The 23287-nt window shown below is 72.0% G+C and carries 20 protein-coding genes and 1 pseudogene; 5 read left to right on the top strand and 16 right to left on the bottom strand.

Annotated elements, in window-relative coordinates:
- Positions 1-66: 66 nt before the first annotated feature.
- From H300_RS25430 to H300_RS0107035, 9 genes are all read right to left on the bottom strand, one after another.
- The gene (locus tag H300_RS25430; protein ID WP_106966723.1) at positions 67-2538 is read right to left on the bottom strand and encodes a SpoIIE family protein phosphatase; all 2472 of its coding nucleotides are present in this window, start codon (positions 2536-2538) and stop codon (positions 67-69) included.
- Positions 2539-2636: 98 nt separating this feature from the next.
- Positions 2637-2840 carry a hypothetical protein gene (locus tag H300_RS0107075; protein WP_028426882.1) on the bottom strand — a complete coding sequence of 68 codons (204 nt, stop codon included), beginning with the start codon at positions 2838-2840 and terminating at the stop codon, positions 2637-2639.
- A gap of 166 nt (positions 2841-3006) precedes the next feature.
- Entirely contained in the window at positions 3007-3759 is a 753-nt protein-coding gene (locus H300_RS0107070; protein ID WP_028426881.1) for a GntR family transcriptional regulator, read from the bottom strand.
- 242 nt (positions 3760-4001) lie between these two features.
- Positions 4002-5597 carry a S8 family peptidase gene (locus H300_RS0107065; protein ID WP_037979389.1) on the bottom strand — a complete coding sequence of 532 codons (1596 nt, stop codon included), beginning with the start codon at positions 5595-5597 and terminating at the stop codon, positions 4002-4004.
- A 598-nt stretch (positions 5598-6195) separates the two neighbouring features.
- Entirely contained in the window at positions 6196-6429 is a 234-nt protein-coding gene (locus tag H300_RS0107055) for a hypothetical protein (RefSeq protein ID WP_028426878.1), read from the bottom strand.
- Entirely contained in the window at positions 6426-6674 is a 249-nt protein-coding gene (locus H300_RS0107050) for a hypothetical protein (protein ID WP_028426877.1), read from the bottom strand. The genes H300_RS0107055 and H300_RS0107050 overlap by 4 nt, the downstream gene beginning before the upstream one ends.
- 30 nt (positions 6675-6704) lie before the next feature.
- The gene (locus H300_RS0107045; protein WP_028426876.1) at positions 6705-6902 is read right to left on the bottom strand and encodes a hypothetical protein; all 198 of its coding nucleotides are present in this window, start codon (positions 6900-6902) and stop codon (positions 6705-6707) included.
- A complete protein-coding gene (locus tag H300_RS0107040; RefSeq protein WP_028426875.1) occupies positions 6899-7093 on the bottom strand; it encodes a hypothetical protein in 195 nt (64 codons plus the stop codon). Before H300_RS0107040 ends, H300_RS0107045 begins: the two co-directional genes overlap by 4 nt.
- Positions 7094-7188: 95 nt before the next feature.
- On the bottom strand, positions 7189-7719 hold the full coding sequence (locus H300_RS0107035) for an Asp23/Gls24 family envelope stress response protein (RefSeq protein WP_028426874.1): 531 nt from the start codon (positions 7717-7719) through the stop codon (positions 7189-7191).
- 355 nt (positions 7720-8074) lie between these two features.
- On the opposite strand from H300_RS0107035, the gene H300_RS0107030 reads away from it, so the two are divergent.
- The 3 genes from H300_RS0107030 to H300_RS25420 are packed head-to-tail and all read left to right on the top strand — an operon-like array spanning position 8075 to position 9923.
- Complete coding sequence (locus tag H300_RS0107030) at positions 8075-8665, top strand: sigma-70 family RNA polymerase sigma factor (RefSeq protein WP_051269622.1); 591 nt, start codon at positions 8075-8077, stop codon at positions 8663-8665.
- Positions 8662-9483 carry a hypothetical protein gene (locus tag H300_RS25425; RefSeq protein WP_158678332.1) on the top strand — a complete coding sequence of 274 codons (822 nt, stop codon included), beginning with the start codon at positions 8662-8664 and terminating at the stop codon, positions 9481-9483. Before H300_RS0107030 ends, H300_RS25425 begins: the two co-directional genes overlap by 4 nt.
- Before the next feature lie 2 nt (positions 9484-9485).
- Positions 9486-9923, top strand: coding sequence for a hypothetical protein (locus tag H300_RS25420; RefSeq protein WP_051269618.1), 438 nt, complete (start codon positions 9486-9488; stop codon positions 9921-9923).
- 283 nt (positions 9924-10206) lie between these two features.
- Here H300_RS25420 and H300_RS25415 read toward each other — a convergent pair whose 3' ends face one another.
- Both H300_RS25415 and H300_RS25410 read right to left on the bottom strand, forming a co-directional pair.
- Entirely contained in the window at positions 10207-11622 is a 1416-nt protein-coding gene (locus H300_RS25415) for an SWIM zinc finger family protein (protein ID WP_051269615.1), read from the bottom strand.
- Entirely contained in the window at positions 11619-14885 is a 3267-nt protein-coding gene (locus tag H300_RS25410) for a DEAD/DEAH box helicase (protein WP_078515771.1), read from the bottom strand. Before H300_RS25410 ends, H300_RS25415 begins: the two co-directional genes overlap by 4 nt.
- Before the next feature lie 369 nt (positions 14886-15254).
- Here H300_RS25410 and H300_RS25405 point away from each other — a divergent pair.
- Positions 15255-16606, top strand: a pseudogene (locus H300_RS25405) (IS1380 family transposase); the annotation flags it as partial.
- A 188-nt stretch (positions 16607-16794) separates the two neighbouring features.
- On the opposite strand, the gene H300_RS29160 reads toward H300_RS25405, so the two are convergent.
- The 4 genes from H300_RS29160 to ychF form a co-directional block, all read right to left on the bottom strand.
- Positions 16795-17400: a TetR/AcrR family transcriptional regulator gene (locus H300_RS29160; protein WP_028426872.1), complete on the bottom strand. Its 606-nt coding sequence runs from the start codon at positions 17398-17400 to the stop codon at positions 16795-16797.
- Between the two features lie 371 nt (positions 17401-17771).
- Positions 17772-18335: a carboxymuconolactone decarboxylase family protein gene (locus H300_RS0106995; RefSeq protein WP_028426871.1), complete on the bottom strand. Its 564-nt coding sequence runs from the start codon at positions 18333-18335 to the stop codon at positions 17772-17774.
- Between the two features lie 75 nt (positions 18336-18410).
- Positions 18411-19211 carry an SDR family NAD(P)-dependent oxidoreductase gene (locus H300_RS31415; RefSeq protein ID WP_028426870.1) on the bottom strand — a complete coding sequence of 267 codons (801 nt, stop codon included), beginning with the start codon at positions 19209-19211 and terminating at the stop codon, positions 18411-18413.
- 1024 nt (positions 19212-20235) lie between these two features.
- Positions 20236-21345 (bottom strand): redox-regulated ATPase YchF, encoded by a 1110-nt coding sequence (gene ychF, locus H300_RS0106980; RefSeq protein WP_028426869.1) that lies wholly within the window; start codon positions 21343-21345, stop codon positions 20236-20238.
- Between the two features lie 367 nt (positions 21346-21712).
- Here ychF and H300_RS25395 point away from each other — a divergent pair, with 367 nt between their 5' ends.
- Positions 21713-22192, top strand: a complete 480-nt coding sequence (locus H300_RS25395; RefSeq protein WP_078515767.1) for a DUF6542 domain-containing protein — start codon at positions 21713-21715, stop codon at positions 22190-22192.
- Between the two features lie 76 nt (positions 22193-22268).
- Here the strand turns inward: H300_RS25395 and H300_RS0106965 are convergent, their stop codons facing one another.
- Positions 22269-23273 carry a 4-hydroxy-3-methylbut-2-enyl diphosphate reductase gene (locus H300_RS0106965; protein WP_037979370.1) on the bottom strand — a complete coding sequence of 335 codons (1005 nt, stop codon included), beginning with the start codon at positions 23271-23273 and terminating at the stop codon, positions 22269-22271.
- Positions 23274-23287 lie beyond the last annotated feature (14 nt).

Below are 23287 nucleotides of genomic sequence, written 5' to 3'. Positions count from 1 at the left end.
CCACTCACGGAGGTCGGGTCGTATGTGTGCTCACTCCCCTCTCTCCTAACCATGCGACCAGTACTCCTAACCCGGTGGGCCCAGCTCGAACCAGACGGTCTTGCCCATCGGGCCATGGCGGGTCCCCCAGCGGCGGGCGGTCTGGGCGACGAGTTGGATGCCGCGGCCGCCCTCGTCATCGGCTGCGGCGACCCGCTCTCTGGGCGGGTCGGGCAGCGGGTCGGAGACCTCGACCAACAGCGAGCCGCCCCGGACCATCCGCACCCCGATGGGGCCGTGCGCGTACCGCAGCGAGTTGGTGACCAACTCACTGACCAGCAGCACCGCCTCGTCGCTCACCGCCTCCAGTCCCCAGCCGTGCAAGGTCGCGCGCACCTCGTCCCGAGCCCGCCGGACCGCGGTGCGTTCGGCGGGGAACGTCCAGTGCGCGGCGCTGTCCGCGGGGAGGCCCCCGAGACGGGCGAGCAGCAGGGCGACGTCGTCCACCGAGGTGCCGGACGCGTCGCGGACCGGCCCGGTGGGGCCCGGCGGCGCGTTCGCGCCGGACCGGCCGATCGCCTGTTCGCAGAGGTCCTCGACGTCCGGGTCGCCGGTGGACGTCGAGAGCCGGCGGCAGAGCCGGTCCAGTCCCTCGCTGATGTCCTCGTGCCGCGCCTCGATGAGTCCGTCGGTGTAGAGCACGAGCACGGCGCCGTCCTCCACCTCGAAGTCCATCGACTCGAAGACGACCCCGCCCACCCCCAGCGGGGCGCCGGAGGGCAGGTCGAGCGGCCGGGCCCGGCGGCGGCCGTCCGGGGACCCGGTGATCAGGATCGGCGGCACGTGTCCGGCCTTGGCCAGTGTGCAGCGGCGCGAGGAGGGGTCGTAGACGGCGTAGATGCAGGTCGCCATCAGCGGTTCCTCCGGCCCCTGGGCGAGGTCGTCGGCGAGGTCGTTGACCCGGCGCAGCAGTTCGTCGGGCGGAAGGTCCAGCGCTGCCAGGGTGCGCACCGCGGTGCGCAGCCGGCCCATGGTGGCGGCGGCTCGCAGACCGTGCCCCATCACGTCCCCGACGACGAGGGCGACGCGCCCGCCGGCGAGCGGCACCACGTCGAACCAGTCGCCGCCGACCTCGGTGCCGCTGCTGCCGGGGACGTAGCGGTAGCCGACCCGGACGCCCGGCGGGGACGGCACGTGCTGCGGCAGCAGCGAGCGCTGGAGCATCAGGGCGCCTTCGCGCTCCCGGGCGTAGAGGCGCGCGTTGTCCAAGGAGGCGCCTGCCCGGCCGGCCAGTTCCATGGTCAGGGCCAGGTCGTCCTCGTCGAAGGGCTCGCGGCTCTCGGCGCGGCTGATCACCAGCATTCCGAGGACGATGCCGCGGGCGCTCAGCGGCACGCACATCAGCGAGTGGATGCCGAGGTCGAGTGCGGCCTGCACCTTCGGATCGCCCGGGTAGGTGGCGGCCAGCAACTCCCGTTGCGAGGCGGCGAGGTGGGGGACACCGGTGTCGAGGACCCGGGCGAAGAAGGAGTCCGGGGCGAAGGCGATGTCCTGCCCTGCCCGCAGCATGCGGTCCACCGGGGGCCCGCGGCGCTTGGCGGCCACCCCGACCTGGAGCATCGGGACGCCCCTCAGGGCGCCGTTCACGGGCAGTTCGTCGCCCCGCACGACCGCGCCGTGCAGGATGACGCCGGCGTAGTCGGCGAAGCGGGGCACCAGGGCGCGGGCGAGCGCCTCGGAGATCCGGCGCACGTCCAGCAGGTCGCCGAGCGCGACCCCGACGTCGTCCAGCAGGGCCAGCCGCTGCCGGGCGCGCTCGACCTTGTCCAGTGCCTCCCGGCGCTCGGTGATGTCCATGATCGTGCAACTGGTGCCGAGCACCTGGCCGGAGCGGTCGCTGAGCCTGCTGTAGGAGACGGAGCGGGTGCCCCTGCCGTCCGGGGCCGGCATCACCAGGTCCACGACGGTGCGGCCGGTCTCCTGGATCACCTCCTGGACCTGGGAGATCTCCTCGGCCATGAAGGCGGGCAGTACCTCGCCGACGGTCCGGCCGACGAGGTGCTCCGGCGGGGTACCGTTCAGTCGGCTGAGGGCCTTGTTCACCCGAACGAATCGTTTCTCCGTATCGAACAGGGCGATACCGAACGGGGAGGAGTCGAAGAGGGCGTCCAGCGCGGCGAGGTCGTGCTCGATCGCCCGCAGCCTGCTCATCTCGACGACATTGGCCAGAACGAACGGCTCCCCGTCCGCGTCCTCCAGCAGGGAGGCCTGCCCCTCGACCTCGACCGTGCGGCCGTCCCGGTGCCGGGCGCACAGGATGCCGCGCCAGAGCCGTCCGCGGCGTAGCTCACCGTAGATGCGCGGTGCGGGATCGGGAACGCGGTCGGGCTCGGCCAGGAACTCCGCGAAGCGGTGTCCCGCGACCTCCTCGGCGCGCCACCCGAGCACCTCCTCGTTGGTCGGTCCCCACAGCAGGATCCGACCGCCGGTGTCGAGGATCACCACTCCGATGCGCAGCGTGTCGAGCAGGGAGTCGGCCACTCCCGGTGCTTCGCTCACTGCGCCCACGTCCCTGCTCGGGTGGCCGCGCCGGCGCACTCGGAGAGTGCGGCCGGCCGCGGTGGGCCGGCTGCCCACCCACCCGATTCTGCACGCGATCAGCCCTCGGCACCGCTCGGGTGCTCCAAACGCTCGACCACGTAGTGCCGAGCCCCCTCGGCGGACTCGGCCCGGTGTCGGCGTCCGAGCCGCTCGGCGAGCTCCTGCGCCTCCGGGCGGGTGGCGTACCGCCCGACCCGGTACCGGCCCCCGTCCTCGTCCTGCCGGATGACAAGCCAGGGCAGGACCGCTGCCTCACTCATCGCGCCCCCCTTCCGACGCGCCGGCGTCCTGCATCGTCTGCGTTGAGGTCCCAGGGCTCTGCATATGCCGGAGCTTACGTCCGACCTTCACCCAGCGCATTTGAGTTGGCACAATGAGAGACGTATTCGGCCAGCCGTCCCCGGAGCCGCCCCGCGCACCGGCGGATCAGCGCACCGGCAGGTGGTACGAGACGCGGTAGCGATCGGCCGCCACCACCACGTCCGCCGTCTCGACCGGGCGGCCGCCCGCGCGGTAGGTGCGGGAGACCACCAGCACCGAGTGGCCCGGCACCCCGCCCAGTGCGGACATCTCCTCGGCCATGCCCGGCCGGGTGCCGACTTCCTCGGTGACGTTGTCCACCACGACACCGATCGCCGCCATCCGCTCCACCACGCCCTGCCCGCCGAGGGGGCCCTCCTCGGGCAGCATCACGGGGGTGCGGCCGGTCAGCGCCAGCGGCTCCCAGGAGACGGACACCATGGCCGGCTCGCCCTCCCCGCGGAAGAGGTACCGGGTGCGCATCACCCGCGCGCCCGGCTCCAGTTCGAGCCGCGCGGCGATCCGGGCGTCCGCCTCCTCCTGGCCGCTGTGCGACTCCCAACTGCCCGTCACCGATTCGTCGGCCTGCTCCTGCCGGAAGGTGCTCGGGCCGGACGCCGCGCGGTAGCCCGTGCGCACCACCCTCCGGAGCGCCGGGAGTTCGCGGACGTAGGTGCCGGAGCCGGAGCGGCCCTCGACCAGGCCCTCGGCCATCAGGACCTTCCTGGCCTCCAGCGCGACGGTGTCGGAGACGCCGTAGTCCGCTCGAATCCGGGCCTGCGAGGGAAGACGGGTATGCGGCGCGAGGGTGCCGTCGGTGATCTTCCGACGAAGATCACCGGCCACCCGCAGATACGCCGGCTGCTCACCGAAAGGCACGTGCCCTCCAACGGTTTGACGGTCGGCTACAGCTTCGCAACCCTCGGTGGCGGCCCGCAATGAACGGCCAGAGTTTCACTCGATGTGATTACTTCCTGCTCAACAACGCCGTCGACCCCCGTGGCGGGCCACGGGGGTCGACGTCATTCGTCACACTGGGTCAGGGCGCTCCGGTCGGCGTACCCGGCGGAAGCGCCCCGGATGCGGGCCTCCGGCCGAGAACGGGAGCCGGCCGCCACCGCTCAGAACTGAAGCGCCCAGCCCTGGATGCTGCCGGTGTCCCAGGTGTAGTCGTCGTGTACGCGGAGCTTCCAGGTGCCGTTGGCGCTCACCGAGGAGGCGTTGACGGTGTACGTCTCGTCGATGTTGTCGCTGCTGCCGCCGGCTCCGTAGCTCTTGAGCCGGTAGCTGGTGCCGTTCGGCGCGATCAGGTCGACCTGAAGGTCGCCGATGTAGGTGTGGGCGATGTCCACCTCCACCTCCAGCGAGGAGGGGGCGTTGCCCTGGACGCCGGAGACGGTGATCGGCGACTCGGTGGTCTGGTGGTCCCCGATCGCGTAGCTCGCGCCGTTCTCGAACCGGTCGCCGGGCTCGCCCGGGTCACCGGGGTCGCCCGGGTCGCCCTCGCCGACCTGGAGGAGCTTGTTCGGCGAACCGGAACCGGGGTTGCCCACCTTGCCGGTGGCCGCGGCGTCGTCGAGCGCCGAGCCGACCTGCGACGGCGAGGCGGACGGGTTCTCGCCCAGCACGAGGGCGGCGCCGCCGGCCACGTGCGGGGACGCCATCGAGGTGCCGGAGATGGTCCGGGTGGCGCTGTCGCTGCCGATCCACGAGGAGGTGATGTCCGAGCCCGGCGCGAAGATGTCCACGACGGAGCCGTAGTTGGAGAAGGACGAGCGGGCGTCGGTGCGGGTGGTGGACCCGACCGTGAGGGCCTCGGCGACGCGCGCGGGCGAGGAGCCCGAGGCGTTGCTGTTGTCGTTGCCCGCCGCGACGGCGTATGTGACCCCGGAGGCGATCGAGTTGCGGACGGCCTGGTCCAGGGTGCTGTTGGCGCCGCCACCGAGGCTCATGTTGGCGACGGCCGGCTTCTGGGCGTTCTGCGTCACCCAGTCGACACCGTCGACGACCCCGGTGATGGTGCCGGAGCCCTGGTCGTTGAGCACCCGGACGGAGACCAGGTCGGCCTTCTTGGCGACCCCGTAGGAGGAGCCGGCGACCGTGCCGGCCACGTGGGTGCCGTGGCCGTTGCCGTCGTTGCCGTTGCTGCCGAAGGCGTCGAAGCCGAAGCTCGCCCGGCCGCCGAAGTCGGAGTGGGAGTGGCGAATCCCGGTGTCGATGATGTAGGCGGTGACGCCCTCACCCGCCGAGTCCGGGTAGGTGTAGCTGTTGTCCAGCGGCAGGTCCGCCTGGTCGATGCGGTCCAGTCCCCAGGACGGCGGGTTGTTCTGGGTGCCCGATATCGACACCCGCTGGTCCTGGACGACGGTCTCCACCGCGGAGTCGGTCGCGAACTTCTGCGCCTGCTTCTCGGTGAGCTTCACCGAGTAGCCGTTCAGGGCCTCCTCGTACGTCACCTTGATCTCGGCACCGTACTTCTCGGCCAGCGCCTTGCCCTTCGGGGACGACGCGTCCGTCGTGTCCTCGTCGAGCGTGACGATGTAACTGTCCTTGATGGCTCCGGGAGCTCCGGCGTTGGCGATGAGACCGTCGGGACCGTCCGCGGCCACCGCGGGGAGCGCGGCGCCGAGGCCGAGTGCAACCGCCGCGGCCGAGGCCACGGCCGAGGCCACGGCCGAGGCCGACCATCTGTGTCTGGGGGAACGCATCACTGCCATGGAGAGATCCTTCTCGTGGTGGTGCGCCGACGTGGGGACGGCGGGCACGAACATGACATGTACGCGCCGCCTCGGGAAAGATTCGCCCAACCATAGGAATCGCACAAGGGGGCGTCGCCCCGTTCACGCAACCGTCATACGGAGGTCTGCCCCACAGCGGCCGGGACCACGGGAGACGACACAGCGGCCGTTGTGCAGGCGGACTGCGCGACGGCCGCTGTGCGGTGGGGCGGAAGGGTCGGCAGGGAGCGAGGGGGCCGCCGGCCGCAGTCCCTCCGGACCCCCCGGGACCGCCGCCGCGTCAGCGGCCACGGCCTCGGCCAGCGCCCGGGTACGCAGCCGGGAGGACTCCGCCGGCAGCGGCAGCACCCGCCCGCTGCGCGCTCGGGTCCGGGCCCGCAGCCTGCAGAGGGCGGCCAGTACCAGCACAGTCGCCGCCACCAGGTGCACGGGGACGTCGGCGGCCCCCGGCAGCAGGTCCTGGCGGAGCCGGTCACCGAGTTGCGCGGGCGAGGGGCCGGGCAGTCCCCGCAGCGCGGCGGGGGGCCGGATCGAAGGAGAGCGCGCCGCGCTCCCGTGCGGCTGCCAGGAAGAGCAGTCAGAGGCCGAGCAGCAGCACGGCCCCGGCGGCGGCCGGGAACAGGACGCCCGCTTCCGGCCGGGGCAGTTCGCGCAGCCGCTCCCGCCACGACGGCGGCCCGTCCGCCGTCCGGACGGCGAGCCCGTCGGCCCTCGCCGCGACGCCGACCGCCACCGCGGCGAGCTCGGTGGCCGGAAGACGCCGGTCCGACCAGTGCCCGCGCGGCGGGGAAACCGCTCCGCCGGCGCTCATACCCGCTCCACCCCGTCGACCGAGCCGGTCCGGTCGGCGGGCTCCGGTACGGCGGTCACCGGCTCGGCGCTGCGCTCCGGGCCGGCCGAGGCGGCCGGCTCCTCGCGGTCGCCGGCGGCCCGCACACCGCCGTCCGCGGGAGGTTCCTCGGCGGGGGCGGTGGTCAGCCCGTCCACCGTGACCCCGACCCGCCGGACCGGCGTGCCGGTCAGCAGCGCCGACCGCTCCGCGACGGCGTCCCGCAACCGCGCACAGGACGCGCCGAGGTCGGAGGGCTACGGCAGCACCACACCGATCTTGATCCGGGCCCCGCCTCGGCGGATGCGCACCGACGCCCGGGGCAGTCCCGCCCGCCGTCCGGCGGACGTGGCCTCAAGCACCTCCGCGGCGGTGGCCGCCGCGATCCGCTCGTGCGCGCGGCCGGAGACGCGGGTCACCCCGCGGCCGCCGGCCGACGGCAGCCCGGCGCTCACCGGCGCTCCCGGCCGGTCGCGCGCAACCGGTCGACCGCCCCGGCCGGATCGGCACCGCCCTCGAAGGCCCGGCCGGCCAGCCAGCCCAGCACCCCGAGCGCGCCGACCAGCAGGAAGGCGGTGAATCCGCCGAACCACCCGGCGAAACCGAGCGCCATCCCCGTCATCAGCCCGACCACGGACCTGCTCATATGCGTCCTTCGCTTCCCGTTCGTCCGTCACCGCGGTCTGCGGCGGGCGGCACGGGCACGCCTCGCACCCTGCCGCCCCGCTGTGTGCCCTGCCGTCACGCCACCCGGGACTCGACGGGCTCCTCCTCGTCCTCCGGGAGGTGGACGTCGTTGACGGCCAGATTGACCTCCACGACCTCCAGGCCCGTCATCCGCTCGACGGCGGCGATCACGTTCTCCCGCACGTCGTGCGCCACGTCGGGGATCGGGACGCCGTACTCGACGACGATGTCGAGGTCCAGCGCCGTCTGCCGCTCGCCGACCTCGACCTTCACCCCGCGCGTGACGTTGAGGCGGCCGCCGGGAACCCGGTCGCGGACCGCGCCGAGGGTGCGGGACAGACCGCCGCCGAGCGCGAAGACCCCCGGCACCTCACGGGCGGCCATCCCGGCGATCTTCTCGACCACGCCGTCCGCGATGGAGGTCTTCCCGCGCGAGGCGCCCTGGTGGCCCGACGCGTCCACCTGCACGGTCGTGCTGCCGGTCGAACGGGGGCGGCCCTCGGCGTCCGGCGCGCCGGTGCGGCCCTTGCCGAACTGCTCGCTCGCCGTCGTCGGCTCCTGTGCGGAGACCGTGTTCGTAGCCATGGGATCTGCTCCTCGGTGTGTCGTTCCGTCGGATCGTGCCGGCACCTGCTTGGAACCGCCGGTGCCCGGATCGTCACGCCGCTCTCCCGGCTTTCTTCCGCGGGTTGGCCAAGCGCCCGGTGCGCGGCACGCCGGGCGGGTACCCGCGGACGTCCGGCCCCGCACGTTTGCGGTAGCGGGAATCCGCCGGGTCGTTCGCGGCGCTTCGGCGGAGACTCGCCCGCGGCGCGTGATGATGTCGTGGACCGCAGTGTCGAACCCGGAGAGCGGTGGGTGCGGTGCGGCGGCACGACGGCGGGACCCGTGCGGACCACGCCACGGGACGGGCACGGGACGACACGAGAGGAGCCGGCGAGTGCCGGAGGACGAGGAGACACCGGGCCCGGCCCGGCGGGGCCGGCGCCCGGAGCCCGGCGACGCGCTCCTGGCCGCACGGGCGGGCGAGGGCGACGAGGAGGCGTTCGAGGTCCTCGTCCGGCGGCACAGCCCCGTGCTGATCAGCCTCGCCGTCAGAATGACGGGCGGCCGGGCCGACGCGGAGGACGCGGTGCAGGACGCCTTCGTCAACGCCTGGCGGAGGCTGCCGGAGTTCCGCGGCGAGTCGGCCTTCCTCACCTGGATGTACCGCATCGTCACCAACCGCTGCCTGAACCTGCTCCGCTCCAGGCGGCCCACCGAGCAACTCGACCGCGTACGGGAGCCCAGCGCGCCCGAGCACCGGTCGTCCCCCTCCCGCGCGGCGGAGGCCACCGCGGCTGTGAAGGACCTGAACCAGGCACTGGCCCAACTGGGGCCCGAACAGCGGGCCTGCTGGGTCCTGCGCGAGCTGCACGGCCTCGGCTACCGCGAGATCGCCGAGGTCGTCGGCACGACGGAGCAGGCGGTCAGGGGCAGGATCTTCCGTACGAGGCGCTATCTGACGGAGGCGATGAGCGCATGGCGATGAGCGCGAACCCCGACCCCCGGCCGGTCGGCGCCGGCCCCCCGGCGGACGAGGACACCGAGGTGCTGCCCTGCGGCCGGAGCCTGGACGAGGTCTGGGACGCATGGGAGGCCGGTCCGGGAACGGCCGGAGACGGGTCCGGTACGGCCGCTCCGTCCCGGCACACCGCGGGCTGCCCGCACTGCACGGCGGCCCTGGACGAACTGCGGATGCTGGACGGCTTCGTCCGCAAGGAGCTGGTCGCCGACTGGCAGACGGCCGCCGAGCCCCCCGCCGACACCGCCGCGCGCATCACCGAACGGGTGATGGACATCGTGCGCGGGGAGCTGCGCCCCGGCCCGGCGGTACCGCTGGGTGAGGAGTCGGAGGACGCCTGGATCGTGGAGACCGCGGCGGCCCGTGCCTTCCGTGCGGCGGCGCAGCGCGAACCCGGCGTCCAGGTGGGGAGCTGCCGGATGCTCCCGCTCGACAGCACCGGGCGGCTGTACCTGCTGCCCGGCAGTCGGCTGCCCCGGCAACCGCTGCGCGTCCGGCTGGAGGTGTCCGCACCGCTCGATCCCGAGCGGCCGGTGCCGGAGCTGGCCGAAGCGGTGCGCGCCCGGATCGGGGAGGCCGCCCGGAACGCACTCGGCATGGACGTCCGGGCCGTCGACGTGCTCGTGGTGGAACTGTTCGACGACGTTCCCGAGGACCCCGGCGGTCCGGCCCACCCCGAGGAACCAGGGAATCCCGAGGGCACGGACGTCGGGGGCGGCGCGGACCGTGACGGATTCCGCGAGGGAAACCGCCGTGCGTCCCGCGGCGGGCTGGAGGAGGGATGAGGGTGACCGATCAGGACTCCCGGCTGCTGCGCACCCGGATCACCGAGGCCGCGGCCGAGGCGGCCCGCACCACACCGGGCGTCGCCTACCTGCGCACCGACCTGGCCGCCGTCCTGCGGAACCCGTCCCGGCTCGGCCTCGGCGGCTCGCAGCCCGGCGCACCCGGGGTCCAGGTGCACGGCAGCCCCGGTGAACCGGGCTGGCGGGCGGACGTGGACGTCCGGTTCGCCGTGCAGCGCGGCCACCGCCCGCTGGACGTCGCCCGGGCCGTCCGGAAGGCCGTGGAGGCGGCGGTGCGGGAGGCGGCCACCAGCGGGGGCACCGTCCCCGGAACGGCGGGCGGCGGGGGCTCCGAGAGCGCGGGCGGCGGCAACGCGGACCGCGGGGACACGGAGGCGGACCGGATCGCGGTGACGACCACGGTGACCGGCCTGGTCTGAGAGGTCTGCCGTCGATGGCCTGGCCGGTGACGACGGCGCTCACCACGTCGAGGGCGGCCGTCATCTGTGACACACGCCAGCCCATGGCACACGCGCTGCCCACGTCGGCCAGAACCACCGAGCGGCCGCCCCGTACTGATCGGCGAACGGTTTCGGAGGCTGTGGGAACAGTTCGCCGGTCGCCCTTTGACCGGAGGGAGCCGGTGAGCCGTTGGTTCAGTCGCGGTGCCACCTCCCGCACACGGGACGGGGCGGCCGCGCACTCCGCACACGGACAGACCGGTCATCTCTCCATGAGGGCGCCGCGCAGGGCCTCGACGGCGGAGGTGGAGGGTGGGCCCGCCGCCCACCATCGGCCGCGCTCCTTGGCGTAGGGGTACCAGCGGCCGTCCGGGCCCCAGCGCAACTCCATGTCCTCGCCGAGCAGGCGGAGCCGGCCGCGGGCGCGCCTGAGCCGGGGGGCGTCGGCACGGCCCGCAATCGTGAACCGGGCGAGCTGTTCGCGCGCGGCGGCCTCGTACGCAGGGCCGGGCACCTGCTCGCCGCCCATGGCCGCGAGCGCGCGCGGACCGCCGTACCGCCAGGCCACGCTCGCCCGGGCGAGGTGCGCGCGGGCCTGGTCCGAGCTGTTCACGAGGCGTTCGAGGAGGTAGGGGGCGGGGCCGGCGGCGGCGTGGCGCACGGTGTCCTGCCAGCGGTCGGTGTCCAGACGGAGCCGGTCCGCCGGGCCGTCCGCGTTCCCGGGATCGGCCGGTGCACCGCGCTGCGGAAACGGCGCGCCGACCGCACACGCATAGGCGTCGGCGGCACGCCCGGCGGCGTCCGCGGCCAGCAGCCACAGCGGTTCGGGGTCCAGGTCCTCCCCCACCACGGAACCAGCGGTCAGGTCGTCCGGCCGGCCGTGTTCCCCCGGGGGAAGCGCGGCCGGCAGCGGAGGCAGGGCGGGAAGCCCTCCCGGCTCCCTGCTCCGGGTGAACACCTCGGCCGCCGCGACGCCCCGTTCCTTCGCGTCCGCAGCGGACCACGCGTCCTCGACCTGCGCCAGCTCGGCCTCCTGACGTCGGGCGGCCACCGCGGTGCGCACCTCGGCCAGGTCGCGGCCGAGCAGCTGGAGAAGCGCTTCGCCCTGTTCCTCCAGCTGACGGGCAAAGACGTACGCCAGGGCCGCCGCGTGTTTGCAGGGGTCACCCCAGTCGGGGCAGCCGCAGTGGTACGTGAACCGGCCGGGCCCGGGGACGAGTTCCACCTGCGCCGACCGTGCCGCCTCGTACGCCTGTGGGCCGAGCAGGCCGTGGGCAAGCTCGGGCAGCACCCCTTCCGCCGCCTCCGCCCACCCCTTGAGGAGCCGGTCCCACCGGGCCTCGGTCAGCTGCGGCACCTGGATGTCACAGCGGTAGGGCGTACGTCGGCTGCCCCGGACCCTCGCCGAGATCGATCCCGGGCGCACCGTGATCTCCCCGACAGCCCCCCGGCGGGCGTATGTCCGCGCTCGGGCCAGCCGCGAGTCCCGGCCGGCCGAGCCGCCGTACCCGTATCCGTGTTCACTGCTGGACGACGTTCCCGGATCCTCGACGCAGGAGATCCACTGACGGCCCCAGAGCCCGCGTGCGATATCCCGGCTACCCGCACCGCTCAGCGGTCCGAGCGCGGGGTAGCTACGCGTGTCGGTCTGCGGGGCCCGGGGGCGCCGGCTGCTCATCGGTGGCTCCTGTCCCCGGCCGCGCCGGCGGTGTGCAGGCTGACCAGGTCGTCGAGTTCGGTGTCGGTCAGCTCGGTGAGCGCGGCCTCGCCACCGCCTCCGAGCACCGAGTCCGCCAGTCGGCGTTTGCTCGCCAGAAGTGTGTCGATGCGGTCCTCCAGCGTCCCCTCGGCGATCATCCGGTGGACCTGGACGGGCCTGGTCTGGCCGATCCGGTACGCACGGTCGGTGGCTTGGTCCTCCACCGCCGGGTTCCACCAGCGGTCGTAGTGGATGACATGGCCTGCCCGGGTGAGGTTCAGACCGGTGCCCGCAGCCTTGAGCGAGAGCAGGAAGACCGGCGCCTCGCCGCGCTGGAAGGCGTCCACCATCTCCTCACGACGGCGCACCGGAGTACCGCCGTGCAGATAGAGGGTCTTGACCCCACGCACGGACAGATGGCGTTCCAGCTGCCGGGCCATCTGCGTGTACTGGCTGAACAGCAGCACCGACTCGTCCTCGGCGAGGATCACTTCGAGAAGTTCGTCGAGAAGTTCCAGCTTGCCGCTGCGGCCGGCCAGCCGGGTACTCTCCGGCTCCTTCAGATACTGGGCAGGGTGGTTGCAGATCTGTTTGAGGGCGGTGAGCAGCTTCAGGACCAGGCCGTGCCGCTTGATGCCCTGCGTCTCACGGATCGCCGCCAGGGACTCACGGACCTGCGCCTCGTACAGGACGGTCTGCTCACGGGTGAGCCGTACTCGCTGATCGGTCTCGGTCTTCGGCGGCAGCTCCGGGGCGATGCCCGGGTCGGCCTTGCATCGGCGCAGCACGAAGGGGCCGATCAGCCGGGACAGGCGCTCCGCCGCGCTGGTGTCGCGGTCGCTCGCGGCCCCAGCACCAGCGGCCGCTGCGGCGCCGTCCGGTGCCGGGTTCGTGCGGGCAGCACGCTCGGCGGCCCGCCCGTAGCGTTCGCGGAAAGTCTTCAGCGGGCCGAGCAGGCCGGGAGTGGCCCAGTCGAGCAGGGCCCACAGCTCGCTGAGGTTGTTCTCCACCGGAGTGCCCGACAGGGCGACACGCGCCGCCCCCGGCAGCGTGCGCAGCGCTTTCGCGGTGGCCCCGGCGGGATTCTTCACATGCTGCGCCTCGTCGGCGACCACCAGGTCCCAGGGTCCGGCCTCGATCAGCTTCGCGACGTCGCGGCACATGGTGGCATAGGTGGTGAGGACGATCTCACCCTGCGTGAGGCCACCGAGGTCGCGGTCAGGCCCGTGGTGGCGGCGCCAGGGCGTGCCCGGGGCGAACGTGGAGATCTCCCGGCTCCAGTTGCCGAGTAGCGAAGCCGGGCAGACCACCAGCGTGGGACCGCCCGTCCCGCCTCCCACGCCCTCCTGGCGGCGCAGGTGCAGTGCCAGCGTGGTGATCGTCTTGCCGAGCCCCATGTCATCGGCAAGGCAGGCGCCGAGGCCGAGCCGGGTCATGCGGTCGAGCCAGGCCAACCCCCGCAGCTGGTAACCGCGCAGGGTGGCGTCCAAGGCCGCCGGCGGGGCGAGTTCTCCGGGACCGGCCTCCTCGGGGGCGGCCAGCCGGTCGCGCAGCGCGGCAAGCCAACCACCCGCCCGCACCGGCACCAGAACGCCGTCGGGGTCCTCCACCCTCCCGGTCAACGCGGCACGCAGCGCGTCGAGGGCACCAAGCTGACGGCCGGACTGCTGTGCCCTTCGCACCATCCGGGCATCCACCACGACCCACTGGTCGCGCAGGCGCACCAGGGGGCGGCGGGCGCGGGCGAGCCGATCCAGCTCGGCCTGAGTCAACGTCCGGTCACCCACGGCGAACTCCCAGCGGAAATTGAGGAGCTGCTCGGGAGAGAAGAAGGAGGGCACCTCCTCATCGCCCTCTTGTTCCGCCGAGTTGCCCGGTTCGACGAGCGCGGACGCAGTCAGATCCCGCGCCAGGTCCCGCGGCAGGTGCACTGCGACGCCGGCATCCGCCAGCGCCAGCGCGGCGCCGCCGTCGAGGAGGTCCAGGAACTCCTCGTCGTCCAGCGCCAGTGCGTCCGGTATCGGCTCCCGCAGAATGCGGGCGAGCGGAGGCCATGCCTCGGCCGCCTGCCGCAGCCTCCCCCTCGCCTGCTCACGGCTGCGGGGCCCGAAGCCCTCCGCCGCGCCGTCCCACAGCTCGGCGGCGTCCGCGAGCAACAGGGGATCGGCCAGCGAGTGCACCTGCACCACGGCACGTACGGCTGACGGGCCGTCCGAGTCTGCGCCGGAGTCGTCGTAGGGAACATCGGCGTGCAGGGCCTCGGAGTCCACGTCCTCCCCGTCGGCCGCGGGGCCGTCCCTCCTCCCCCCGGGCAGCTCCACCCGCAGCGAGACCCGCGCCCCTGCATCGCGCCCCTCGGCGATCCGCAGAGCCCAGGCCCGCAACTGGGGCACTTGCTGCGGTTCCACCGCGGCGAACGGCAGCCCACCGGCCACGACCGGGGCGGCGGCGGTACGCGGCAAGAGGTCGGCAACGGCATCCAGGAAGGCCCGCAACCGCGAGTACGGCTCGGGCAACAGCAGCGGACCTCCGGCTCCACCCTCCACCGGCCCGGGTTCCAGCGGGACCCCGTAGGCGGCCACGGGCAGGGCATCGGCGAGCGCCCGCAGCCAGACCGCGTCCTCCTGTGTGAAGGGCCCGAGCCGCCAGGCATCGTGGCCGGCGGCACTCATCCCCGGCAGCAGCAGCCCCCTCCCCGCCATGTGCAGGGCATACAGACCGGCATGCCGCCATGCCCCGACGGTGTCGCTGATCCGGGGGTACACGTCACCGCCCGCATCCGGCATCGCCAGCAGCCGGGGAAGCACCTCGTCCAACGGCCGGACCACGGCCGGAACCGTACGCCGCCTGGCGCCACGCCCGTGCGCCACCACGATCTCGACGTCCTCGACGGCACCGGCGGGGAGCCCCGGGGGAAACCTGCTGACACCCGACGTGTGGAAGGCCAACCGGCCGCAGCGCGCGGGGTCCCCGGGCAGGAACACCGCCTCGCAGCCCAGCAGCGCCGCCCAGTTCTCCTCGGTGAGCCGCAAGAGTGCCGCCGGCTGGCGCGCGAGCCGATCCGGAGAATCCGCCACGTTCCCCGTGGCGCCGTCGACCGCCAGGCCGCGAGACTGCTCCGGCAGCCGCACGGCCCGCGCGGCGACCGGGTCGGGAACTTCGTTGCCCGCCACGTCGAAGCACCGCGCGTCGACCTCTTCGCCGCCCTCGTCCACGGTAACCACCCGGAAAAAGGTAGCCATGGCTTCGTCTCCTCTCCCGCACCTCCAGCCACCGGAGCGGCCGGCTCGCCCGCCCGGTGAGGTTCCACGGGCCGGGCCACGCCCCCTGACACCCGCAGTCGAGGGCGGGCCGCCACCCGCAAGGTGGTCTCAACTGGTGGGCGGCGGAGAGAACGGTACTCCCGACCTGGGATCATACGGTTGTCGAGACGCGTGGCGATCCGCTGGGTGGAACATCTTTCCGGTGTTCCGCTCTCCCCTGTCCTTGCTCCTCCGTCCGCGTGCGGACGTCGCCCCGTTCCACGGGTCTCGTCTGCGGGTGCGGTGCTGCTGACCGACACGATCGGTGCCACTGGCCTGCCCCCCCACGTTGCGTGAGGCGTTGGCTTCATGGACGAAACCATCGGCCGAGCCTCACGGGTGGAGGATCCTCGGGCTGCACCGACGTCCCGGCCGGGGGAAAGCGCCCGGCTGGCCGAGCGGTGTGGCCTGCCCGCACTGGTCGGGGAGCACATACGTCTGCCGGCCTCGAAGGACGGCCCCGGTGCCTCCCCCGCGGCGAAAGTGATGTCGCTGGTGAGCGGCATGGTCGCCGGAGCGGACAGCATCGATGACATGGACCGGCTGCGGCACGGCGCGACGGGCCGCCTGTTCTCCGGGGTGCGGGCCCCGTCCACGCTGGGGTCGTTTCTGCGCTCCTTCACCCACGGGCACGTGAAACAACTGCACGCCGCGGCCCGCCGGTTCCTGCCCGAACTGGCCCGACACACCCCGCTGCTGACCGGCGCCGGGCAGGTCGCCTACGTGGACATCGACGACACCATCCGCCGCACCTACGGCTACTCCACACAGGGCTCCGGCTACGGATACAGCAAGGTCAGGGGCCTGAACGCGCTCCCCGGCATCGTCTCCACACCCCTGTCCGCCCCGGTGATCGCCGCCACCAGACAGCGCAAGGGACCCTCGAACTCCGCACGCGGGGCAGCGGCGTTCGTGGCCGAGACCATCCGCACCGCCCGCGCCTGCGGCGCGAACAGCCTGCTGGTGATGCGGGCGGACTCCGCGTTCCACGGCGCTGACGTCGTCAACTCCTGCCGGGCGCACGGCGCCCGTCTCTCGGTCACGGTCCGGATGAACGCTTCCGTCAAGGCCGCCATCGCCCGCATCGAGGAGGACGCCTGGACGCCGATCACGTACCCCCACCCGGCCTGGGACGAGGAGGACCAGTGCCGGCTCTCCGACGCCGAGATGGCCGAGACCACCTACACCGCCTTCATGTCCAAACCGAAGAAGCAGCAGGCCACCGCCCGTCTGATCGTGCACCGCGTCAAACGCCTGAGTGCTGAGGCCGTCCCCGCCGGACAGGGCACGCTGTTCGACACCTGGCGCTACCACGCCGCGTTCACCCACCCCCGCTCTCCTTGAACGATGCCGAGCGTGATCACCGACGGCACGCCGTCGTCGAACAGGTGATCGCCGATGTCAGGAACAGCGCCTTCGCCCACGCGCCGTCCGGTCATTTCCAGGCCAACGCCGCATGGCTCGCCCTGGCAGCCCTGGCACACAGCCTGACCCGCGCCACCGGCGTACTGGCCGGCGCGTTCCATACCAGAGCGACCACCGCCACCATCCGTGACCACCTGATCAACGTCCCCGCCCGCCTGGCCCGCTCTGCCCGCCGCCTCACCCTGCACCTGCCCCAACACTGGCCCTGGAGAACGGACCTCACCCAGCTCTTCAACAGCGCGCACGCGCTACCAACCCACCGACACACCCTGACCGATCCACCCGAAAGGTCCCGAAACCTACGACCGTGTGGAAAAGCTGGGCAGACCAGCGGCCACCTCATGCCCGAACTCGCAGATTATTCACCCACGGACCGAAACTCCCTCGAATCGACCACTCCAGAACCAAGCCGGTAGATCCGGGCTCAGGCACGCCAGGATTCGGCCGCGAGGTGCACAGCTTGAAGGTACCGGCGTATCTCCTCGGCGCTGGCACCGGAACGCATGATCACCTGAAGCCCCAGCAGAGACGTGGTGAGCAGGTCGGCACGGGACCGGATGACATCGGGCTCCGCGCCGGACAGTCCCCGGGTGACGAGGTTCTCGATCTGCTGCCCCATCTGCTGTCGATAGTCGGTCGAGAAGTCGTACCCAGGGAGTCTGCCGCGCAACTCGTTCGAGGCCATCACCATCAGACAGCCGTCCCGGCCACGTTCGGAGACCGCGTCGGCTTCAAACAGGTCCAGGAATGTATGGATACCTTCGATGCCAGGGCCCGCCTGCTCGATCATGTCGGCGAACATCTGCATCCGCTCGGCGAGGTATCGGCGCAGCACTTTCGCGAACAGTTCGTCCTTGCCACCGAAGGTCCTGTACAAGCTGGGCTTGTGGACACCGCTGGCCTGTACGATCTGTGCCACCGTCGTCTGGCTGTATCCCTGCCGCCAGAAAAGAGCCGTCAGCCGGGAAAGCACCGCTTCTTCGTCGAATAGTCGGGGGCGACCGATCGTGGCGGGTGGTCTGTCGCTCATCTTTCCATCATACGTCTCCGAAAGGGTCCGGTACCCGTCGGTACCCTGGGCGGCAGTCCCACACGCAGCAGTCCCGGCCGTGGAGGAGCCGACGGCGAACCCACGCGTCAAGTCGGCGGGAATGGACCGCGCGGAGGTCCCGCTGCCGGTTGGCGGTACGTCGCCGCCGGACTTCCGGAGGAGCCGTGGGTAGTTCACCTACCGGTGCCACACGCAACCGACAGGCGGCCTGCCCCGGCGAGCGCACCGACCGCTTCAGCCCCGGACCGCCGACGGGAAGAGGTTCCTGACCCGATCGCGATTCTGGGGAGCTGAAGCCGGCCTGCACGACCCTTCCGCGGGCTCGGCCGCCCCGAAGCCTGGCCCCGGTCTCAGTTCGCCGTCTCGCCCCCACGCCATTCGTACTTACGGGACGGCGCATCAAGGGGCGTTTGTGCCAGATGGTTGGTGTAGTTGGACATCACCTTCTGCGAGACACCGAGAATGACCTCGAGGACCTGGCGGCGGGTGAATCCAGCGGCAAGGAACGCCTGAACCGCGGCCTCGTCGACATCGCCTCGTTCACGCAGTATGGCCAGCGTGAACGTACGAAGCGCTTCAAGTCGCGCATTCGGCAGTTCTGTTTCGTCGCGCAGCGCCTCCGTGATGGCGTCGTCCACCTTCATGGCCTTGGCAATCCCGGTGTGCGCGGGAACGCAGTAGTGGCAGGCATGCTCCACGTTGGCGGTCTGCCAGACGACCGTGAGCTCGTCCTTGTCGAAGCTGGAGTTCATGAACAACGCGTGAAGCGTCTGGTATCCCTCAAGCAGGCCGGGCGCTTCCGCCATGACGGCGTGCAGGCCGGGGATCATGCCGTTCTGCTTCTCCGACTTCGCGAGTAGGTCCTTGCTCTCCTCGGGCGCGGTGTCCTTGGTGTGCAACTGAAACTCACTCATGGGTATCTCCCTCTCGATAGTGGCGCTTGCTGGTCTTCACGCGGCAAAGGGGCGCGACTCGCCGCTCCGTACGGGTCAGATGCTGCGGTGGTCGCGAACGGCCGCCTCCAGCCCCTCCAGCTCCGGAGCGATGGCGGCATCGACCGCCAACGGGTCGGTGACGTTGAGCTGCTGCATCTCACGACTGTCCTGGGCGGTGGCATTGATCTCGTGGTCCCCGACGGAGAGCCCGGCCATGACGTCCGCCACGACATCGGCGACCGGTCGACGAGCCCAGTCGGCATTCTGGGTGGTCATCATGGCGGTGTCGGTGGCCCCCGGGTAGACCGTGGCGACATGCACACCGGTACCCTGCAGTTCACGTCGCAGGGATTCCCCGAAGCTGGCCAGGCCCGACTTCGTGGCCGCATAGACGGCATAGAACGGCATGGCCACCAGTGCGATCTCGCTGGAGATGTTCAGCACGAGACTTCTGGAGCCTACGGCGCCGGCACGCAGTTTCGGCAGGAGTTCACGGGTCAGCAGAATCGGTGCGGCGAGGTTCAGGTCGACCATCGCTCGAAGATCGGCGGCACTGGAGCCGTCCAACCGGCCGGCCCGGACGTTGCCGGCATTGTTGACGAGCAGATCTACCGCGTTCCAGTCCTGCACGAACGAGGCCACACGCTCCGCAGCGCCCGGGGCACTCACATCCTGCACCAGGGTTTCCGCGCTGCCACCGGCACTCTCGACCTGACGCGCCGTTTCCCGCAGCGTCTCTTCCGTACGCCCCACGAGGAGGAGGTGGGCTCCCCGGGCGGCGAACTCGATGGCCAGTTTCTGGCCGATCCCCTGGCCAGCCCCCGTGATGACGCCTCGAAAATTCTTGAGGTCCACGATGAAGATCCTTCCCAGTCGGGCAACGGGCCACGGCAGCAGCCCGAAGAATGCTTCGTTCTGTACCGAACGGTACCATACTCCTCGGAGGCTCTGACCCGAGTGAACGTGAGTATGCAGCGGGAACGGGCTCGGACGGTGGCGTATGTGGTGCCGCCCGGCCGGGCGGACACTCAGTCGGCGGCGTCCAGAGGGTGCCGGTGAGGGCGCGGTGGAGGGCTGCGAAGGAGCGCACGGTGAGCCGGGCCGACGCGCACTGTTCGGGCTGGTGGCAGCCGGAAGTCCTCGACGGGGTCTTCGTCGGGCGCAGGACACGTGCGCCGCAGTCGCCGGTGAGGGGGACGTGGCGGGGTCATCGGCGTATCGGAGCACGTGAGGAGCCTGCTCGCGCGGACGTGCCAGAGGGTGACGAGCGGTGGACTGTTCTCGCCCCTCGGCCGCGGCGAGTTCGCGGACCAGGTGGGCCCCGCACAGCCGACGGGTGCAGGTGTCCGGCATACGGCGACAGCGAGTCGTGCACAACCACGCCGCGGTCGTGCGGCAGCGCCGCGCCCGTGTCGCCGTCGGCTCGCAAGCGCGCCGCAAGGCGGAGCAGGGTGAGGAGCCCGGTGCAGGCCACGGCGGTCACCGGCGGGGCACACTGATCGTGGTGGTCGTCTCATCCGCCTGCGGGATGTGGCCGTGACCGGCAGGGCGGAAGACCAGCGGGGGGGGGACGACGGCACAGCCCCCGGCCCCGACGACGTGACCACGGTTCCCGCCCCTCCCAGGCCCGGCCCCTCACGTCGTCAGGTCCGGGCGGACGGTCGGCATGCTGAACGATCACACCCCTGTGGTGCAGCCCTGGGAAGCGCCGAACCCGTTCCGTCGCCTCCCTCCGCGTGGCGGCCCTTTCGGACCCGTCGCGACGGCCCTACCGCCGACGACGCGTCGGTTGCCGGTCCTCAGGGCAACGCACTCGTGCCCCTGAGGACCTCATGGTCGTCGCCCTCCCGATCCACGGCACGGGTACCCGTCGCGGCTCTCACTTCTTTCCGCTCCCGGACGTTCCTCCGTGACGGAACTCGACGACGTCGCCGTCGCGCATGACGTAGTCCTTGCCCTCCATGCGGGCCTTGCCCCTGGCGCGCGCCTCGGCGACCGAACCGGTCTCGACAAGGTCCTCGAAGGAGATGATCTCCGCCTTGATGAACCCCTTCTGGAAGTCCGTGTGGATCACGCCGGCGGCCTCGGGGGCGGTGGCGCCCTTGTAGATCGTCCAGGCGCGGGTCTCCTTGGGACCGGCGGTCAGGTACGTCTGGAGTCCGAGCGTGCGGAAGCCGACGCGGGCAAGTGTCGCGAGACCGGGCTCCTCCTGGCCGACGGACTGGAGCAGCTCCAGCGCCTCGTCCTCCTCCAGCTCGACGAGCTCGGATTCGAGCTTGGCGTTGAGGAAGATCGCCTCGGCGGGCGCGACCAGAGCGCGCTGCTCTTCCTTGAATGCCTCGTCGGTCAGCTCGTCCTCGTCCACGTTGAAGACGTAGAGGAAGGGTTTGACGGTCAGCAGGTGCAGTTCCCGCAGCGGTTCAGCCCGCTCGCTGCCCTGCGCGATACCGGCCGAGAAGAGGGTTCGGCCGTCCTCCAGGATCGTCTGGGCCTCCTGGAGCGCCTTGACGGTGACCAGTTTGTCCTTCTGGATGCGGGATTCCTTCTGCAACCGCGGCAGGGCCTTCTCGATGCTCTGCAGGTCCGCCAGGACCAACTCGGTGTTGATGGTCTCGATGTCGTTCCCCGGCGAGACCTTGCCGTCCACGTGCACGACGTTGTCGTCCTCGAAGGCCCGGATGACCTGGCAGATCGCGTCGGACTCGCGGATGTTCGCCAGGAACTTGTTGCCCAGCCCCTCACCCTCGCTGGCGCCCCGGACGATCCCGGCGATGTCGACGAAGTCGACGGTGGCGGGGAGCTGCTTCTGCGAGGAGAAGATCTCGGCCAGGGTGCCCAGCCGGGGGTCGGGGACGCCGACCACGCCGACGTTGGGCTCAATGGTGGCGAAGGGGTAGTTGGCCGCCAGCACGTCGTTCTTGGTCAGGGCGTTGAACAGAGTCGACTTGCCGACGTTGGGCAGGCCGACGATTCCGATCGTGAGCGACACGTGGCGACTTCCCGTTGCGAGTGGATCAGGTGGGCGGCCCGGGGACGCCGGGCCGGTCCACCAGTCTACGGGCGACCCCGGGCCGGTACGGCCGTACCGGCCCGGCGGCGGTCGCGGCGGTTCGAACAGGTGGCGAACAGATCACGTCAAGGTGTGTCCATGCCGTACGGAGGCGCAGGCGGCGGCCTACGTTGGTGCGGTGGAGCATCACAGCGCACCCCTCAGCCGGCCGAGTCGGCGGCGGACCTTCCCCGCGCAGGCCGCGCCGCCGCACCCCACGCCGACGCAGCCCGCCGTGCCGCGCGGCGCGGGCAGCTCCCGGACCCGGTCTGCCGCCGGCGTACCCGCGGGCGGCAGACCCCGGCCCATGCGGGACCGCTCCGCGGAGGCGGCCGTGCGCGGCGGCTCGGCGGCCGCAGGGCTGCGCACCCTGCCGCAGCGACTGCCGGCCCCGAAGCTGACCGGGCTGGGCGGCGGGCTGCTGACGGCGGCGGCGATGCTCGTCCTCGGCGGGCTGACGGGCCTGCTGTTCGGCGGCTCGACCACGTTCTACGGGGTCTGCTTCCTGCTGGTCGCGGTCGCCTCCGCGCTGTCCCTGCGCCCGGCGGACGTGTTCACCGCACCCGTGGCCGCCCCCATCGCCTACGTCTGCGGTCTCGCGCTGCTCGGCGAGGGCGGGGACGGGTTCGGCGGCCGGGTGATGGGCGTCGTCACCGCGCTGGCCGTCAATGCGGGCTGGGTGTACGCGGGCACGCTGGCCGCCGCGCTCACGGCGCTGCTGCGCCGGGTGGCGCGGGCCGCGGCCAAGCGCCGGGCCCTGCGCGCCGGAAGCGCCCCGACGCGGTGACCCGGCGCGCAGGGTCACCGGCCCGGCAAGCGCGGCGGCCGGGCCCCGCGGGGCCCGGCCGCCGAAGAACGCTCGCTCAGGCGGACTCGGCGGTTCCGGCGGGCTCCGCCAGCTTTCCGACGGCCTCCGTGCGCAGGTCACGGCGGAGCTCCTTGGGCAGCGAGAACTGCACGTGCTCGTCGACCGGCTGCACCAGGTCCACGTCGCTCCAGCCGCGTGCGGCCAGCCAGTCCAGGACGCCTTCGACCAGGATGTCGGGTACCGAGGCCCCGGAGGAGACACCGACCGTGGCGACGCCCTCCAGCCAGGCCTCGTCGATCTCGTCCGCGTTGTCGACCAGGTGGCCGTCCTTGGCGCCGTGGTTCAGCGCGGTCTCCACCAGCCGGACGGAGTTGGAGGAGTTCTTCGAGCCGACCACGATGACCAGGTCGGACTGCGCGGCGACCTCCTTGATCGCCGTCTGGCGGTTCTGGGTGGCGTAGCAGATGTCGTCGCTGGGCGGGGCGATCATCAGCGGGAACTTGGTGCGGAGCGCGTCGACGGTCTCCATGGTCTCGTCCACCGAGAGGGTGGTCTGGGACAACCACACCACCTTCTCCGGGTCCTTCACCTCGACGTTGGCGACGTCCTTCGGGCCGTCGACGAGGGTGATGTGCTCCGGGGCCTCGCCGCTGGTGCCGATGACCTCCTCGTGCCCCTCGTGGCCGATGAGGAGGATGTCGTAGTCGTCCTTGGCGAACCGGACGGCTTCCTTGTGCACCTTGGTGACGAGCGGGCAGGTGGCGTCGATGGTCGCGAGCCGGCCGCGTTCCGCCTCCTCGTGGACGACCGGGGCGACGCCGTGCGCGGAAAAGATGACGATCTCGCCGGGCGGGACCTCCTCGGTCTGCTCGACGAACACGGCGCCCTTCTTCTCCAGGCTCTGCACGACGTACTTGTTGTGGACGATCTCGTGCCGGACGTAGACGGGAGCACCGTACTGCTCCAGCGCCTTCTCCACGGCGATCACGGCCCGGTCCACGCCCGCGCAGTAACCACGGGGGGCGGCGAGCAGGACGCGGCGGGCTGTCGTAGCAGTCATGCCGTCCATCGTAC

This window comes from Streptomyces sp. TAA040 (assembly GCF_000424845.1).
Note: the sequence above shows the minus strand (reverse complement) of the source record. Positions and strands in the feature narration are given on the sequence as shown.

Excerpts from the sequence above, each read along its gene's own strand:
- H300_RS0107075 (WP_028426882.1), bottom strand. The coding sequence starts at position 2,840 with ATGAGTGAGGCAGCGGTCCTGCCCTGGCTTGTCATCCGGCAGGACGAG.
- H300_RS0107065 (WP_037979389.1), bottom strand. The coding sequence starts at position 5,597 with ATGGCAGTGATGCGTTCCCCCAGACACAGATGGTCGGCCTCGGCCGTG.
- H300_RS0107055 (WP_028426878.1), bottom strand. The coding sequence starts at position 6,429 with ATGAGCGCCGGCGGAGCGGTTTCCCCGCCGCGCGGGCACTGGTCGGAC.
- H300_RS0107040 (WP_028426875.1), bottom strand. The coding sequence starts at position 7,093 with ATGAGCAGGTCCGTGGTCGGGCTGATGACGGGGATGGCGCTCGGTTTC.
- H300_RS0107035 (WP_028426874.1), bottom strand. The coding sequence starts at position 7,719 with ATGGCTACGAACACGGTCTCCGCACAGGAGCCGACGACGGCGAGCGAG.
- H300_RS25425 (WP_158678332.1), top strand. The coding sequence starts at position 8,662 with ATGAGCGCGAACCCCGACCCCCGGCCGGTCGGCGCCGGCCCCCCGGCG.
- H300_RS25415 (WP_051269615.1), bottom strand. The coding sequence starts at position 11,622 with ATGAGCAGCCGGCGCCCCCGGGCCCCGCAGACCGACACGCGTAGCTAC.
- H300_RS25410 (WP_078515771.1), bottom strand. The coding sequence starts at position 14,885 with ATGGCTACCTTTTTCCGGGTGGTTACCGTGGACGAGGGCGGCGAAGAG.
- H300_RS29160 (WP_028426872.1), bottom strand. The coding sequence starts at position 17,400 with ATGAGCGACAGACCACCCGCCACGATCGGTCGCCCCCGACTATTCGAC.
- H300_RS0106995 (WP_028426871.1), bottom strand. The coding sequence starts at position 18,335 with ATGAGTGAGTTTCAGTTGCACACCAAGGACACCGCGCCCGAGGAGAGC.
- H300_RS25395 (WP_078515767.1), top strand. The coding sequence starts at position 21,713 with ATGCGGGACCGCTCCGCGGAGGCGGCCGTGCGCGGCGGCTCGGCGGCC.
- H300_RS0106965 (WP_037979370.1), bottom strand. The coding sequence starts at position 23,273 with ATGACTGCTACGACAGCCCGCCGCGTCCTGCTCGCCGCCCCCCGTGGT.